We start from the raw sequence: 16,392 nt of genomic DNA, 5'->3' as shown, positions 1-16,392 counted from the left end.
TTTCCCAAAAACAATTCTTATTTTAATATTAAATTATTTAAACCTGATGATTTGTTTTTAAATGTTTAAAAAATTTTCCGCTGATTATCATAAAGAAACAAATTTATTAGCAAAAAAGCACCCCAGTTCTTGTTGAACTGAAGTGCTTTGTCTTTTTAAATACCAAACTCAAAAAATTATTTTATTTCTTAATGTGCTTACGTTGATAATCAGCAATTGCTGAATACTCTGTTTGTAATTGACGTGATAAACGAATGAAAATTGGGCTCAATTCACGGTATGCTTCATAATTGTCTGGATTTGGTTGGTACGTATTTGCTTCACCAACCATATCGCCAATAACTTCCAAGTTATCAACCAGTCCCAATGCTTTTTGTGCCATAACAGTCGCTGCTAAGGCCCCTGATTCAAATGCTTTCGGCACAGTAACTGGTTGTTCAAAGATATCGGCAGCCATTTGACGCCATAGCGGTGAACGAGCAAAACCACCGGTCGCTTGAATAGCCGTCAAATCACCAACAACTTCTTCTAGTGCAAGTGAAACCATATAAATATTAAAGATGATACCTTCAAGGACGGCACGAACCATATGTGCACGGGTATGGTTATGCGTCAAACCGAAGAATGAACCACGTGCATTAGCATCCCAAATAGGTGCACGTTCGCCACCTAGATATGGATGGAACAATAGACCATCTGCACCAGCTGGAATCTTAGATGCAATTTCTGTTAGTAGGTCATACGAATCAATCCCTAATAGTTCGGCCGTTGATTTTTCTGAGTCAAACATGTTATCACGCGCCCAACGGAAGACGTCCCCCCCGTTGTTTACAGGTCCACCAACTACCCAGTGATCCTTATCAAGGGCGTACGTAAAGGTACGTCCCTTTGGATCAATCTTAGGTGCATCAGTTACGACACGAATAGCCCCTGATGTACCAATTGTTACGGCTGCAACACCCTTTTGGATAGCATTAACGCCCAAATTTGACAATGGACCATCACCAGCACCGTAAATAAATGGCGTATCGACAGCCAAGCCCATTTCAGCAGCATACGCCTTATTCATACCAGTCTCAATTGTGTATGGATCCACTGGTTCTGGCAATTGTGCTGCAGTAACACCAGTAACTGACAATGCTTGTTTGTCCCAGTCTAGATCGAAAATATTGAACAAACCAGTACCTGAAGCAATTGAATAATCCATGCGGTTTGCACCAAACAAACGGTTAAATAAATACTCCTTAATACCTAGGTAGTGCGCTGCTTTATTGTAAATATCCGCATGCTCAGCTTTTAACCAAAGTAATTTTGATAAAGGCGCCATTGGATGGATCGGTGTTCCCGTCTTACTATAAATTTCTTGCCCAATACCATTTGCTTTTAATTCTTCTGTATATTTAACGGCACGTGCATCAGCCCAAGTAATAACACGTGTTAATGGTTGCCAGTCTTCATCAAAGGCAATCAAAGAGTGCATTGCTGAACTGAATGAGACCCCTAAGATTTTACCACCCTTAGCAACACGTGTAACTTGTGCCATAGCATCAGTAAAAGCTTCCCAAATTTCATCTAAATCTTCTTCAGCCATATCCGGCGCATCACGATATAACTTATATCCTTTATTTGCACTAGATACAACATGTCCCTTAGTATCAAATAAGACTACTTTAGTAGACGTTGTTCCTAAGTCAACTCCGATTAGATAATCCATTAGTATTTCCTCTCACATCTTTAAATATTTTGTAATTGCTTCACTATTAATTTTATGTAAAAAAATTACATTTTGCAAACGTTATCACGAAAATAATTTACTTTTATGTTTCACTATTGAAACTAGCACTTTCTGGTTTATAGACACTACGATTATCTAAAGCCCATTGACGAGGTGAAAATTCACCAGGCGTCGTTTGTTCAAGTGCATTATCAAATGCTTGCATACCAGCATCTAACTCATCTAATTGATGTAAAATATTAGCTTCTTTAATCATTGGTTGAACTGGTGAACCATATTCTAACAAACCATGATGGGCTAATACAGTATGTCGTAACACTAACATGTCTTCATTGTGTAAATCAATTTTTAATTCTGTTGCTGCTAAGACAATCTCTTCATCAACCAGCACAATATGCCCAATCAAACTCCCAGCTGTTGTGTACTGTGTTGCCACAGGACCTGATAATTCAATCACTTTACCCAAATCATGCAATAATGCGCCAGCATATAACAAACTCGCGTTCACTTGTTCGTATTGTTTAACAATCGCTTGGGCTAAATGCACAATTGATAGTGTATGGTATGCCAGCCCACCCGTAAAAGCATGATGATTCGCTTTTGCAGCCGGAAATTGTAAGAAGGCATCTTGATATTTTCTTAAAATATGCCGGACAATGCGTTGCCAATTGGCATTTGTAATTTGGAAAATAATGGCTGATACTTCATCTGCCATTTCTTGCTTTTTCATTGGCGCTGCCACAACAAAGTCGGCTGCATCTTGTGGTTCACCAGCTTGTGCCAGCCGAATTGCCAACACTTTTAATTGTGGCTTTTCTTGATAAGCTTGGCGAACTGCTTGCATGTAAACCACTTGGCCAGCTTTTAATTTTGATACTTCCTCTTCAGTCGCATCCCACTTCATACCTTTAATGGTCATTGAACGGTCAGCCAACTGCAAAGCCATATAACGCTTGCCTTGTTGTGTCATTCGCACTTCAACTGATTTTAACAATGCAAATGTATCGACACGTTCATCCAATTGGTATTCTTTTAATGTTTTTGTCAAAATATCCCCCTATTATGACTGCGTTAATGTCATGATATTATCACCTGAAACCAGACGGCCAGTAAAATAAAAAATTTGTTGGTCATCTGTGCCTAACTCTGATAACACTGTCATCATAGCGTCACGGCGTTGATCGTCAAAATCCACAAATGCGTCATCAATTAATAACGGTAATTGCAACGTACTAGCAACATTAAGCACAAAAGCAAGTCGTAAGGCAACATATAATTGTGAAGCTGTCCCCTTTGACAACTGATTAACCCCTAACACTTTACGGTCATTGCGCACAACTTTTAATAAAGTTTTTGTTTGTTGTACTGACTGATAGTGATTATTTGTCAAACGTGCAAATAAAACACTGGCTTGTTGTAACAAATTTGGTAGTCGATCAATAATGGCTGCGTTTAATGCTTGACGAATCCATTCGCTCCCTAATCGATCGACAAAATATTGCTTTAACTGTTGATTCACCATCGTCACTTGATTAGCAACCATTTGTTGTTGATTTTCAATTGACGTATCCGTCTGTAAATTTTGTAACTGAACGTTAACCTCAGCTAGTTGTTGATTGACTTGCGCTTTTTCACGCTGAATCCGTTGCAATATTTCTTGATTTTCTGATGTAGACTGCGGCTGATTCTTAATAGCATCCTGTGCTGCTAATTCATGCATATCAGCACCTTGTAATTGTTCTGCTAACATATCAGCTTCACGATGCAAATCATTCACTTGACGTTGTGCATCACGGCGTTGACGCAATGCACTTTCATCTTTAACACCCAATTTTTGATATAACGTTTGCAAGGTTTGCTGCAAATTCTGACGCTGTAACTGCTGTTGGCCCATCGTCTCTTGTTGCACATGCACTGCCATTAAACGACTGCGATAGTCTTTTGCTGATAACCCTTCGCCTAACCAACTTAATGACACTTTCACATCAACTAACTCTGATAACATCGCTTGTTGATCTTGGAATGTTTGGTTTGTTGCTAATAATAAATCATTTACTTTTTTGATGTCATTTTGTGCTGATAGAATATCTGTAACAGTCATTTGTTGATAAGCATCTGGCAATACATGATTTGCTTGAGTACTAGTTGTCGGCTTGTTTTTGTTTTGACCAAACCACCAACCAAAGACCAAACAAATAATCAACAAGAAAACACCAGTCACAATATGGTTAGTCATTAACGTCACCATTAATATAACAACACCAATTATCGCTGCAATTATCAAACTTTTATTATCAGTAGATTCAGCCTTAACTGATTGACCATTCAGTTTTGCTTTTTGGTCATCTGTTAATAACGGTGGTAGTTGCTGCCAATGATACTTTGCTAAGACATCTGCTTGCGCCTGCATTGCAGTTGTCTGTTGCTTCGTTAGATATGCCTGCTTTTGATCAAGTTCTTCTAATTTTTCGATCGCATCATTAGCGCTTTCAACTTGTTGCTTTGTGATAGCTGTCGTGACCATCATATCATCTAATGATGCCAATTGTTGCCGCACACGCTCGGCCTCATCAGCAACTGTTAAATCTAGGGGCTTGCCGACTGCTTGTACTTGCTGTGTAATTTTATGCCATCGTTGGTAGACCGGTAATAAATGCATTTGGGCTTGTTGATGGGTCATCTGACTTTGAATTTGCGCTTGTCGCTGCTGCAAACTTTGCAAACGGCGGGTTAATGACTGGGCATTTGCTTGTAACTTATCCAATGAAGGCTGTTGGCTAATCGTAACTTGTAGTTGTTGCTGCTGTTGTTTTAATTGCGCCAAAGACTGATTAATTTCACGATGCGCCGTTTTGGTTGTCCCAAATTTAGTTGTGGCATTCTTTTCCCATTGATTGGCGACATCCAGCCAATCTTGTGCGCCTGGTGTTGCCAAAGTGCGTAAATAAGCAGCAAAATCATCTGGTTTGAGCGAAAAAATGGCCATTAACGCTTCCTGATCAAAGCTAAAAATTGCTAGATATAATTCACGATCAACAGGCCCCAATAACTTGGTCAACATTGCTTCTGGATCTGCAAAAATTTGTCCCGTAGCGACCGCTGTTAATGTCGTGGTTGTTTGTGTTCGACCTAATCGCTCTAATTCATATAATTGATTAGCTACTTCAAATTGAATCCGACCACCGTAAGGACCTTTATCTAAAGGTTCGTACGTATTAATCTTACGCCCCTTAGCTTGAGGAAAACCAAAAATCATATCAAATAAGAATTGATGTAACGTGGTTTTCCCAGCTTCATTTAACCCTTGCACAACCTGTAATCCTTGCACAAAATTAAAGGTTTGCTGACTAAATTGCCCAAATCCAACAATATGTGCTTGTTTAATCCACATGATTTTCATCCCCTATCTGTGATACCTGTAATTGGGTTTGAACAGCTGATTTAAGATCTGTTAGCGTTGATGCGTCCAAAAAATAATCTAACACATCACCATCTGTCACTTGCTTTAATCCTAATTTTTGCAATTGCTCTAAATTAAAAACATTTGCCACTGTTGCTGACCAGTATTGATCAGCAACTGCTGGTAAGCCCGCTATTTTTTGTTTTGGGTGTCCGGTTACGTCATAGATAAAGAACATATCACTAGGTTGAGCAGCTGCAACAAACTGTGCTAATAATTGTTGATTCGTAATAGCTGACAATACTGTCGTTTGGTCTGTCTCAATTTGTAACGCAATCAATTCAAATTCCTCTTTTAATACAAATTGTTCACGTACTTGTTGTACAACCATATGTAAATCACGATCAGTTTGCACTTTTTCAGTAACCCACGTAATTGGTGCAACCGGTGTAAAGGTTGGTACCAACTGTTGTGAGTGACTTTCTACCATGTAATAGCCTTTAGATCCCGTTTCTGTTTTATCTAGGCCTTGAATACTACCTGAATAACCAATGAATGGTTGTTCTTGCAACGTTTCACGCACATGAATATGGCCTAATGCCCAATAATCATAATGTTTTTGTTGTAATGCTTGTAAACTAAATGGTGCATAATCACCAACACCAGCCTCACCTAGTGCCCCATGATATAAACCAATATGCCAATCAACACTTGTATCTTTCATCGGAAACTGTGTCACTTGGTTAGTCGATATATGCCGTTGTGTATATGAAAATCCACTAATAGCAACTGTTTCATGATTTGCAGTTTGTAACTGCTGCGTCGTCACTTCAGCAGGAAACAACGTTACATTGTCAGGAAATGTAGGTAGTCGCTGCCAATTATTCACATAATCATGATTACCAAAAATAATATAAACATGAATTTTTGCGTCAGCTAGACGTTGTAATTCATTTACTAAATCTAATTGTGCCCGTGCATCCGGCGTTGTTGTATTAAAGGAATCACCTGCTAAAACCACAAAGTCTACAGCTGCTACAATTGCATCATCCACTAAACGATGTACTGCAACTTGCGTGGCGGAATGTAATTTTTCTTTTAACCAGCTTGGTGTAATTGATAAACCACCGAATGGATTACCAAGATGTAAGTCACCAGCATGAATAAACTTCATGTCATTGATCTCCTTTATTTGCTTTTATCTTTATTATATTTGAGAATCGTTACGAAAAAAAGAGCGAGACAACATTGCCCCACTCTGTAAAACTAAACATTAACTTAGTTTTGACCGTACAATTCTGCAATTGGCTTTGTAATAATATTGTTGATTTCCATCAACAATTGGTTCAATCCTTTTTCAGCCGCAAGCATTTGCTTTAATGAATCAAATTTTTCCATTTCATTTGCAATTTGTTGCCATTCTGCAACTTGGCTTTCATCAGGTTCACTACCAGCTTGAACAGCTTGGTTAATTTGTCCTTGTGCATGTTGGAAACGTGAAAAGACTTCTTTTGCTTCAGGTTCCCCATCAACTGTCGCAATTGCGTCACGAAGCGTCTTATATTGTGCTGTCTCGCGTAAATTGTCAGCAACGGCATTGACATTATCGTAAATATTTATCATAAGTATCCTTTTCCCATCTTTTGTAATATATTCATTATCTCATAATTACTATTTTTTTAAAACTCTGGTAATAATGATTGCACACCTGACCAAGCCTTCTGAGCACCATCTTTAACATTATTCCAAGTTGATGTGGCACCTTTTTTAATTTCATCACCAATACCACTAATATTATCTTTAAGCCCATTTTGTGAGCTAGCTTCATTATCTTGCGTGGCTGCCATTTTGCTACGAACACTCTTTGTTTTAAACTTTGTTTGTTCTGTATTGGGAATCACTTGCTCAAGTGTTGTTTTCATTAGTGGTCCTGAGGTTTGCGACAAGTAAGCAGAGATCGTATGACTAGCATCTGTCTCATCATAACCTGACCAAGTCGTCACTACCACGTCTGGTGTATACGCAATTGCCCATGAATCAGTCGCATTGTCACTAGTTGAGTCGGTTCCGGAAACTTCCGTTGTTCCTGTCTTACCAGCCACATCATAGCCAGCTGGATCAGCACTAGCCCCAGTTCCATGGGTATAAACGCCTAACATCATCGATGTCATTTCATTAGCCACTTTTCTTGACCATAAACGCGTATGCTTTTGCTTTGCTTGCACAATCGTTTTACCTGACGCATCAACAATTTTAGTAATAAAATGACTCTTACTCATTTGACCACCGTTTGCAAAACTGGTGTAGGCTTGCGTCATTTCAAGTGGTGTAACCCCTTTTTTCAAACCGCCAATTGCCAAAGCTAAGTTTTTATCAGATTTCGTCAATGGTAAGCCGGCTTTTTCAGCGGCATCATAACCAACTGACACACCCATTTGATCAAGTAGCCAAACTGCTGGGATATTATATGAATTTTCTAACGCTTGGTACATTGGAATTTTATCACTGGTATAATCCCCATAGTTAGATGGTGAATAACCATTTGTACCAAAACTCATCGTACTATTCTTTAAATCAGAATCAAATGAAAAACCACGTGATAATGATGGCCCATAATCAACAATTGGTTTGATTGTTGATCCTGGCGAACGACGTGATTGCGTTGCGCGGTTAAAGCCTCTAAAGACGTGTTCCCCACGACCACCAATAATTGCACGAACTCCCCCTGTTTTAGCATCCATAACAATTGATGCTGCTTGTGAACCATCCCCAATTGGATTCAAATTAGGGTTTTCGTAATCAGTTTGTAGGTTTGCTTGATCATCTTGATTAAGAGTCGTATAAATCTTATAACCATTATTTAAAATATCTTGTTCTTTTAGATGATAAGTATTGATGGCTTCATTAATAACTGAATCAAAGTAATAGGGATAATTGTAATTTGAATTATCTACTTCATGGTCGACTGCATCAATTGGTAAATCTGCATTATAATCAGCTTGTGCTTGTGTCAAATATTTTGTTGAAACCAAGTTTTGTAGCACTTGATCACGTCTATTTTTGGCAGCATCTTGATAGATTAGCGGATCATATCCATTTGGTGATTGTAACATCCCAATTAACATTGCCCCTTGCGAGACTGATAAGTCAATGGCATCGACACCAAAATATTTTTTTGCAGCATCTTGAATACCCCAAACACCATGACCAAAGTAAGCATTATTTAAATACATCGCTAAAATTTCATGTTTTGAATATTCCTTTTCAACCTCAATTGATAAGAACAATTCGCGTGCTTTACGAATAACCGTCTGGTCTTGACTTAAATAAGCATTTTTTACTAATTGTTGCGTTAACGTTGAACCACCAACTGACACATGACTACCACGAATGCGGTACCAGATGGTCGTTAATACACCACGCGTCATCCCTTTAATTGAAAAACCATGTTCACGATAAAAATGACGATCTTCAGTTGCGATAACCGCATTCACTGCATGGGGGGAAATATCACGAAACTTAACATACGTCCCCTTTTGACCAGATAAACTACCCGCTTTGTTACCGGCATTATCATAAATTTCCGTTGTTGATTGTAATTGCTTCTTTAAATCAGTAATATCTGTAGTCTTCGCCTCAAATGTGCCTAAGACACTCACGACAAGAAAGAGTGTTAAAAATAAAGTAATCAACCAACGATTAACTTGAAATCGATGCCAAAACGGACCGAATGTCCGACTAATCCATGCATAAAATGGCTGGCAAAAGCGTTTATGCCAGCGAATAAATGGTGCAAAAACCCGGCTTAACCATGTCCTAGCTGGCGCTGTTTTTTGTTGCCACCATTCTTTTAATTTTTTCAAAAAATCTTTCATATTATTCTATCCACTTATTAAATTGTTCAGCAATTTCAATTGCATCACTAGCTGAAGTGGTCGTCACATAAATTGTATTATGGCCGGCCAACGTACCGACTACTTCTGGAATATCAGCATCATCAATCATTGCTGCTAATCGATTACCATTCCCTTGGGTTGTTTTCACGACAATCATAAATTCAATTGGCACAACAGAACTAGCCATATCAGCAAATCCTTGCGTTATTTTATTACTTTCATGTGAACGCATTGCCATTTGATCAGGCATAACTTGATAACGTGGTTGCCCTTTGGCATCTGGTTGTCGAACAATCCGTAATTCTTTAATATCACGAGACACAGTTGCTTGCGTTACCGCAATGCCTGCCTCTTGTAAACGATGCAAAATCTCTTCTTGAGAATCAATCACGTCATGCGCCAAAATTTCAAGAATCATCATTTGGCGTTCTTGTTTTTTTAAAGCCATGTTTCATTCCTCTTTACATTTTAGTTCCTACCACTAGAGTAGTTTCACCTGTTTTATTTTAACATATTCGACTATTTAGCTTAAATTTTACTATATATACTAAAAAAAGGGCCTAGACAATATTGTCTCAGCCCAAGTCAAATCAATTTTACATCTCTTTTGGTGCTTTAACACCTAATAAGCGTAATGATTCTGTCAAAATATGTGATACTGCTGATACTAATGCCAAACGTGCATTTAGTTGATCATCTTCAACCAAAATTTTCGAATTAGCATAGTACTTGTTAAACGTACGTGATAGATTTAGTGCGTACTTTGCAATAACTGATGGTTCGCGATCACGCCATGCGCGACGAACAATATCACCGAAGTTCGCAACTAACTTTTCGGTTTCCCAAACACTATCATCGTTAATAACTAAATTAGATAAATCTAATTCTGGATTACCAGCCTTACGCAAAATAGATTGTGCACGTGCGTTTGTGTATTGTACATATGGACCAGTATCACCTTCAAAGCGAACTACTTCTTCAAGTTTAAAGTCAAAATCACCCAAACGTTCGTTCATCAAGTCGTGGAATACCACTGCGCCAGTTCCAACCTCGTGCGCAACTTCTTCTTTATTTGCTAATTCTGGATTCTTTTCGTTAATTTGTGCCGTTGCTAACTTAACTGAATCTGACAAAACATCTTTCAATAAGATGATGCGTCCTGAACGTGTTGATAGTTTCTTACCATCAACAGTAATCATACCAAATGGAATATGTTCAATATCATCAGACCAGTCATAATCCATTTTCTTCAAAACAGACTTCATTTGCTTAAAGTGCTCACGTTGCTCACCACCCACAACGTATAACGACTTCACAAAGTTGTAGTTATTCTTACGGAAAATTGCTGCTGCCAAATCACGGGTCATATACAAGGTTGCACCATCAGTACGTTGAATCATGGCAACATTTAAATCTTCATCACTCAAATCAACAACTTGTGCACCTTGAGACTCAACCAATAGGTTCTTGTCTTTAAGCGTTTGAATAACTGTATCCATCTTGTCATTGTAAAAGGCTTCGCCATTAAATGAATCAAAATCAATATCTAAGTCATCATACAATTCCATAAATTCTTTCAACGACTCTTCGCGGAACCATGACCACAATTGATGTGCTTCTTCATTACCATCTTCAAGTTTTTTAAACCAAGCGCGACCTTCATCGTTTAATTCAGGTTGTGTTTCAGCTTCTTTGTGGAAACGTACATAGTATTTCACTAAGGTATTAATTGGATCAGCCTTAACTTCTTCTTCAGATCCCCAACGCTTGTAAGCAGACATTAGTTTTCCAAATTGTGTTCCCCAATCACCTAAGTGGTTAATTTTGATTGGTTGGTACCCATTTGCCTTAGCAATTTCAGCTAATGAATTTCCAATAACTGTTGAACGCAAGTGGCCCATTGACATTGGCTTGGCAATATTAGGTGATGACATGTCAATTGTAATATGACCAGCTTCACCGTCTGTATTATGCCCATATTCAGAATTACGTAATACGCCAGCTAGTGTCTCAGCCCCAAATTGGGATTGATCCAAGAAAAAGTTAACATAAGGACCAACAGCCTTCACATCTTTAAAGCTCTCAGTATCAATATCAGACACAATGTCATTAGCAATTTGTTGTGGTGCCATCCGGCGTGACTTTGCTAACAAAAATGCTGGGAAAGCATAGTCACCCATGCTAGCATCCTTAGGTACTTCAATTTTTGAAAGAATTGTTGCGTCATCCAATTCAGGAACAACGGCAGCAATTTTTTGTGCAATGTGACTCTTGTAATCCATTATGCTTTGTCTCCTTTAGCATCCTTCTTCTCTGCATCTTCATCATCTTCTTTTTCAGGACGTGGTGCAGGATTATCAGTTTTCACCAAAATTTTTGTTTCTGACATACGCAAAACAGCACGGTGGTTGTACTCATTCACTGTTGCATCATCTTCAGGATCATTTTCAGTAATCACTACTAATAATGAATGCTCATAAATTTTTTCAACAATTCCTTTAAAGTCATGTTCAAAGTTTGCAAATTTTTTCCCGGCGACAAAATCGCCTAAATCAAATTCTGATGTATTTTCTACTGGATCTTTAGCCATGCTACTATCCCCTTTACTTTAACAACTGAGGTCATTTTTATTTTTATTAACAATTTAATTAGTCATTTTTATGATAATTCTATAAATTATAACAAATTTTACATCTAAAAACTAGAACTCTAACTCCGAATCTATTCTTTGTGCAACAGCCCAATCATTTTCATAGGGTGTATCAACCCCATTAACCTTTTGATATTCGTCCAACCCTTTAGCAGCTAAAACGACCACATCAGCCGGACCAGCATTTTTTATTGCCTCTGTAATGGCGACTGTTCGATCTAATTGTCGATAAATTGTCACCTCTGGATTCGTAATAGCTGCCTGAATTTCATCAGCAATTTTATCTGGATTTTCATATTGTGGATCATCGCTCGTTAAATAGACAATATCTGCCCCTTCACTGACAGCTTTACCAATTCCTGGTCGACGCGATACCCCTTTATTTCCTGGTGCACCTACGACAACCGTTAATTTATTGACAGATTCATTTTGACGAACAAACTGTAATAATGCTGCAATTGATGCATAATTATGTGCATAGTCAACATAAATGGTCCCGTGTGATTTTGTATTTAACACTTGCATGCGACCCGGTACTTTCACAATTTTTAGTCCTTCGACCATTGCTGGCGCATCAGCCCCTACTAAACGGGTTGCAATCATCGCAGCCAACGCATTACTTTGATTGAAATCACCAGGCATATCAAGTGTATATTCGCCACTAACATGTAGATGTTGCGCTTGTTGGCCAACTTCACGTACATTAAAGACACTACCATGTAAGTTTGTATCCGTTGCTTCAAAATAGGCATCCGCCTTTGGTGAATCAGCGTCTTCTTTTCCATATAGCCAAATACCATCACGTGGGACATTTAATGCTGCATGTTCAATTAGGGTACCAAAATAGTCACTATCAGCATTCAATACAATTTGTTCGGAATGATCAAATAACATCATTTTATGTGCTAAATAATCTGCAAATGTCGGGTGCTCATTTTCACCAATATGATCCGGACTGATATTCAAAAAGATACCCACATTATAACGTAATCCGTAAACACGCCGCATCTTAAAGGCTTGTGAAGATACTTCCATTACCATATGTGTCATACCATTATCAACGGCTTCACGCATCCAGCGAAATAAATCAAGTGATTCTGGCGTGGTCAAGTGCGCACGATAATGGTACTTTGGTTCATTACCCGTAATCACTTGCAAAGTTGATGACAGTGCCACTTTATCATGGGTGGCTGAACGTAAAATTTCATACGCCATGTAAGCCGTTGATGTTTTACCTTTCGTACCTGTAATACCAATTAACGCTAAATCATTTTGTGGATAACCATAATAAGCCATTGACACAATACTCATAGCTGCAGGCACATCATCACTTACCCAAGTTGGTAAGTCGGTCATACTTTCAAAATTCTGCGGTGCAACAATTGCTATCGCCCCATCCTTAATCACATCATCTAAATATTCAGGTTTAAAATTACCTTTAATAAATAATAGTGTGCCAGGCACAACTTCTTTTGAATTATAGGCTAAATGTTTTATTTCACCATCAAATTCTGGTGCTGATATTAATAAATCTTGATCAGCTAATAACGTTGTTATGTTATCTGCAGTGAGTATCATGACGCTTAGTCCTCTTCTTTACTTTCTTTTTTTAATTCGCCAGCTTGTTGCAATTGGGTTTTCATTTTCATTGCTGCACGACCCCGGTGTGCATATTGTACACGTTCAGGCATATCAATTTCTGCAAGTGTTTGCCCATTTTCAGTCTCTAGTAGCTCATCTAATCCATTCCGATGACCCCGTGGTTTTGTCACAAGTTTTATCCCACCCTTACCTTGTGACGTATATATCTTATTTTGAGGTGAAATCACCACAAAATGTGCTAATAAATAAGCATCTCGCGCAGCTGTTGCTGGTAACTGTGCCAACACATACTGATTAATTTCATCGTCACTTTGTAATTGATGTGCCTTAAATTCACGCATTGTTGTCACACCAAAATGATCAGGGATAGCGGGAATAAATAATGCTGAGTCGTCAGCTAAAACATATTCATTTGGTAACAATTGATGAATTGTTTGCGCCTTAACTAACGCATTTTTAGCCATATCATCCGTTGTTTCTGGTGGAAATACAATTTGATCAATTATTTGTCGATAATTAACGCCCTTTATCCCTAATACAGCTAGATAATGAATCATTTCATTGGTTTTATGGGTATTATTTGAAGCAATAATGAAACGTTGCATAATTAAATACCTTCCTTTTCAATCGCACGTAGCGTATAAACTGATCCAGTTACCACAATAAGCGCTTTGGATGATTCTCGTACCTGACGTGCCAGTGAAATAGCCGCTGTTGAATCATCGGCAATCTCCACATCTACGTCACTAGTTAAAACAATTTTAGTGGCTAATTCATCTGCAGACATTGCATTTTTTGAATCCGGGGTTACGGCGATAATCGTTGCAACGTATGGCAACAATTCATCTAACATTTCGGCCGTATTTTTACCTTTTACTAACCCCAGAATAACAGTTGGTTTAAACGGTAAATGCCACGAACGGATCGTGGCTACTAGGCTTGTAATACCATGCGGGTTATGGGCAGCATCATACAAAATATTATGCTTGCTATCAAATTCCATCCGTCCTGTGATTTTAACATGAGCTAACGCTTCGGCAACTGCAACATCAGGTAACGCAATGCGCTTGTTCTTTAAAATGGTTACAATTTGTAAAACTGTACTCAAATTATTAGCTTGATATGCACCTGTTAACGATAACTTTAGACCTTCTAGTTGATCAGCATTTAATACTAGTCCTTCAGGCGAAGAACGCACTAATGTGATCTTGGGTTTGTCATAGGGATTCCAAATAGCTTCTACTTGCTTTGCTTTATCACGTAGTATTTTAAACACATCAATATCCTGACCAGGATAATTAACTATCAAACTGCCGGGTTTAATAGCCCCTGCAACATTTTCAGCTATTTTCAAGAGATTGTGCCCTAAAAAATCTGAATGATCATCGGAAATTTTTGTAATTGCAACAACTAGTGGTGACTCGATAACATTAGTAGCGTCACCCGTTCCCCCTACACCAGCTTCTAAAACAGCAAACTGAACCTCTTGTTTCGCAAAATGACATAGCGCAATCAATGTCCACATTTCAAATTTAGTCAATGTATTTTCATCACCACCATGGTTTTTAATTTCAACCATAATTCTTTTGTAGTGGTACATAACTTCTTTTTCACTAATCATTTGACCATTAATAGTTACCACTTCACAATCTGTTAAAATTGCGGGTGTTGAAAAATGACCAACGCGATAACCAGCAGTCATCAAAATTTTACTAATCATCACACCGGTTGATCCTTTTCCATTGGAACCAACAATATGAATAACAGATAGGCGTCGTTCTGGATGCCCAATCCAGGATAAAATTTCTTTTAACATGCCTACACGACTATGCTTACTAGGGGATAATTGCCAATCATCCCCTAAATTCATTTCAAGTTGTCGATACGTTTCAACCGTCCCCATTAGCTTATCCGGTCCTTTTTAATATACTTTCTTAACAAATAATTTTATCATAAGAAAACCCCGAAAGTTACCGTAACTTCACAGGATATTTAAAAAACATATTTTTTCTATTTAAAGCATTCCCATATTATCGGAATAATCAAAATAATGCTCGCCACTAATTAAATAAAACTTTAAACTTAATAATCACTAAGTTAACAGCAAAAAAGTTACTAGATTCATAAAACCTAGTAACTTATCATGTTGTTTACTTTTTAATCATTTAATTCAACTGGTGCATCAATCAGCATGTCACTGGCAGCATCATCAATATTAGCAACAATTTTAATATGTTGTTTATGGTTAATAAACGTTACCGGTGCATCACCACCGTATTCACCGTCAAGATTAATCATGATTTTGTCGTTCTTCAATGATGATACTTCGACACGTTCAGACTTTGCATAAATTAAATTAGGATTATTAACATGCTTTCCTTTTAAGACTTCGGTGATCAAATTCAAAATTTCTGCAAACTTAGTTGTTTTAATAATCAACAATGTAAATTTACCATCATCTAACTTAGCATCTGGCACAATTTGTTCAAAGCCACCAACTGAATTAGTTAATGCCAAGAAAAACATTGCTGACTTACCTTTGAATTCACCATCATCATATTTAATATGTAAATCCATCGGTTTAATACTAGTTAACATCTCAGCCCCTTTGACAACATAAGCCAAATAACCATACATTGACTTTAACTTAGAAGGAACTGAATACGTTAGTTCTGATAAAGAACCACCCGCAGCAATATTAATAAAATACGAATCATTTGATTGACCAATATCCATTTTAGCAGCACGTCCCTTTAAAATAACACGAGCCGCAGCTAATGGATCTTCACGTGGTATATGTAATGCACGCGCATAATCATTAGTTGTTCCTGCTGGAATAACAGCCATCATTGGCCGCTGTTCCAATGGTGCGATACCGTTGACGACCTCGTTTATCGTACCATCACCACCCGCAGCAATAATTAAATCAAACCCCGCCTTTGCCGCACGAGTTGCCTCATTCATTGCTGAATTTTCTTCGGGGGTTGTTGCAAACGCACTCGTTTCATAGCCAGCTTGCTCATAAACATCTAAAATATCAACTAAATCACGACGAATCGCCTCACGACCAGACGTTGGATTATAGATAATTCGTGCTCGTTTCATGACA

At 38.0% G+C, this 16,392-nt stretch carries 13 protein-coding genes; all 13 read right to left on the bottom strand.

Annotated features, from left to right (window positions below; all coding sequences use genetic code 11):
- Window positions 1–181: 181 nt before the first annotated feature.
- The 13 genes from gntK to FFM61_RS06270 all read right to left on the bottom strand — a co-directional run bounded on the left by gntK (window position 182) and on the right by FFM61_RS06270 (window position 16,388).
- Window positions 182–1,714, bottom strand: a complete 1,533-nt coding sequence (gene gntK / locus FFM61_RS06330) for a gluconokinase (RefSeq protein WP_074427677.1) — start codon at window positions 1,712–1,714, stop codon at window positions 182–184.
- Window positions 1,715–1,817: 103 nt separating this feature from the next.
- Entirely contained in the window at window positions 1,818–2,783 is a 966-nt protein-coding gene (locus FFM61_RS06325) for a 3'-5' exoribonuclease YhaM family protein (protein ID WP_074427678.1), read from the bottom strand.
- A 12-nt stretch (window positions 2,784–2,795) separates the two neighbouring features.
- Window positions 2,796–5,126: an ATP-binding protein gene (locus FFM61_RS06320; protein WP_074427679.1), complete on the bottom strand. Its 2,331-nt coding sequence runs from the start codon at window positions 5,124–5,126 to the stop codon at window positions 2,796–2,798.
- Window positions 5,116–6,309, bottom strand: coding sequence for a metallophosphoesterase family protein (locus FFM61_RS06315; RefSeq protein WP_074427680.1), 1,194 nt, complete (start codon window positions 6,307–6,309; stop codon window positions 5,116–5,118). Before FFM61_RS06315 ends, FFM61_RS06320 begins: the two co-directional genes overlap by 11 nt.
- 104 nt (window positions 6,310–6,413) lie before the next feature.
- On the bottom strand, window positions 6,414–6,758 hold the full coding sequence (locus FFM61_RS06310; RefSeq protein ID WP_074427681.1) for a YlbF family regulator: 345 nt from the start codon (window positions 6,756–6,758) through the stop codon (window positions 6,414–6,416).
- A gap of 56 nt (window positions 6,759–6,814) precedes the next feature.
- Window positions 6,815–9,010, bottom strand: coding sequence for a transglycosylase domain-containing protein (locus FFM61_RS06305; protein WP_083194512.1), 2,196 nt, complete (start codon window positions 9,008–9,010; stop codon window positions 6,815–6,817).
- Between the two features lies 1 nt (window position 9,011).
- The gene (locus FFM61_RS06300; protein WP_074427682.1) at window positions 9,012–9,479 is read right to left on the bottom strand and encodes an arginine repressor; all 468 of its coding nucleotides are present in this window, start codon (window positions 9,477–9,479) and stop codon (window positions 9,012–9,014) included.
- 148 nt (window positions 9,480–9,627) lie between these two features.
- Entirely contained in the window at window positions 9,628–11,313 is a 1,686-nt protein-coding gene (gene argS, locus FFM61_RS06295; RefSeq protein WP_074427683.1) for an arginine--tRNA ligase, read from the bottom strand.
- Window positions 11,313–11,621 carry a hypothetical protein gene (locus tag FFM61_RS06290; RefSeq protein WP_074427684.1) on the bottom strand — a complete coding sequence of 103 codons (309 nt, stop codon included), beginning with the start codon at window positions 11,619–11,621 and terminating at the stop codon, window positions 11,313–11,315. Before FFM61_RS06290 ends, argS begins: the two co-directional genes overlap by 1 nt.
- Before the next feature lie 111 nt (window positions 11,622–11,732).
- Window positions 11,733–13,259 (bottom strand): UDP-N-acetylmuramoyl-L-alanyl-D-glutamate--2,6-diaminopimelate ligase, encoded by a 1,527-nt coding sequence (locus FFM61_RS06285; protein WP_074427685.1) that lies wholly within the window; start codon window positions 13,257–13,259, stop codon window positions 11,733–11,735.
- A gap of 5 nt (window positions 13,260–13,264) precedes the next feature.
- Window positions 13,265–13,888 (bottom strand): non-canonical purine NTP pyrophosphatase, encoded by a 624-nt coding sequence (locus FFM61_RS06280; protein ID WP_210726685.1) that lies wholly within the window; start codon window positions 13,886–13,888, stop codon window positions 13,265–13,267.
- A 2-nt stretch (window positions 13,889–13,890) separates the two neighbouring features.
- On the bottom strand, window positions 13,891–15,186 hold the full coding sequence (locus FFM61_RS06275; RefSeq protein WP_074427687.1) for a bifunctional folylpolyglutamate synthase/dihydrofolate synthase: 1,296 nt from the start codon (window positions 15,184–15,186) through the stop codon (window positions 13,891–13,893).
- A 254-nt stretch (window positions 15,187–15,440) separates the two neighbouring features.
- Window positions 15,441–16,388, bottom strand: a complete 948-nt coding sequence (locus tag FFM61_RS06270; protein ID WP_074427688.1) for a diacylglycerol kinase — start codon at window positions 16,386–16,388, stop codon at window positions 15,441–15,443.
- Window positions 16,389–16,392 lie beyond the last annotated feature (4 nt).

Origin of the sequence: Weissella hellenica (assembly GCF_005405545.1) — a bacterium.
GTDB lineage: Bacteria > Bacillota > Bacilli > Lactobacillales > Lactobacillaceae > Weissella > Weissella hellenica.
This window is presented reverse-complemented; position numbering and strand designations above follow the sequence as displayed.

Coding starts and splice junctions, on each gene's coding strand:
- gntK (WP_074427677.1), bottom strand. CDS start 1,714: ATGGATTATCTAATCGGAGTTGACTTAGGAACAACGTCTACTAAAGTA.
- FFM61_RS06320 (WP_074427679.1), bottom strand. CDS start 5,126: ATGTGGATTAAACAAGCACATATTGTTGGATTTGGGCAATTTAGTCAG.
- FFM61_RS06315 (WP_074427680.1), bottom strand. CDS start 6,309: ATGAAGTTTATTCATGCTGGTGACTTACATCTTGGTAATCCATTCGGT.
- FFM61_RS06310 (WP_074427681.1), bottom strand. CDS start 6,758: ATGATAAATATTTACGATAATGTCAATGCCGTTGCTGACAATTTACGC.
- FFM61_RS06305 (WP_083194512.1), bottom strand. CDS start 9,010: ATGAAAGATTTTTTGAAAAAATTAAAAGAATGGTGGCAACAAAAAACA.
- FFM61_RS06300 (WP_074427682.1), bottom strand. CDS start 9,479: ATGGCTTTAAAAAAACAAGAACGCCAAATGATGATTCTTGAAATTTTG.
- argS (WP_074427683.1), bottom strand. CDS start 11,313: ATGGATTACAAGAGTCACATTGCACAAAAAATTGCTGCCGTTGTTCCT.
- FFM61_RS06290 (WP_074427684.1), bottom strand. CDS start 11,621: ATGGCTAAAGATCCAGTAGAAAATACATCAGAATTTGATTTAGGCGAT.
- FFM61_RS06285 (WP_074427685.1), bottom strand. CDS start 13,259: ATGATACTCACTGCAGATAACATAACAACGTTATTAGCTGATCAAGAT.
- FFM61_RS06280 (WP_210726685.1), bottom strand. CDS start 13,888: ATGCAACGTTTCATTATTGCTTCAAATAATACCCATAAAACCAATGAA.
- FFM61_RS06275 (WP_074427687.1), bottom strand. CDS start 15,186: ATGGGGACGGTTGAAACGTATCGACAACTTGAAATGAATTTAGGGGAT.
- FFM61_RS06270 (WP_074427688.1), bottom strand. CDS start 16,388: ATGAAACGAGCACGAATTATCTATAATCCAACGTCTGGTCGTGAGGCG.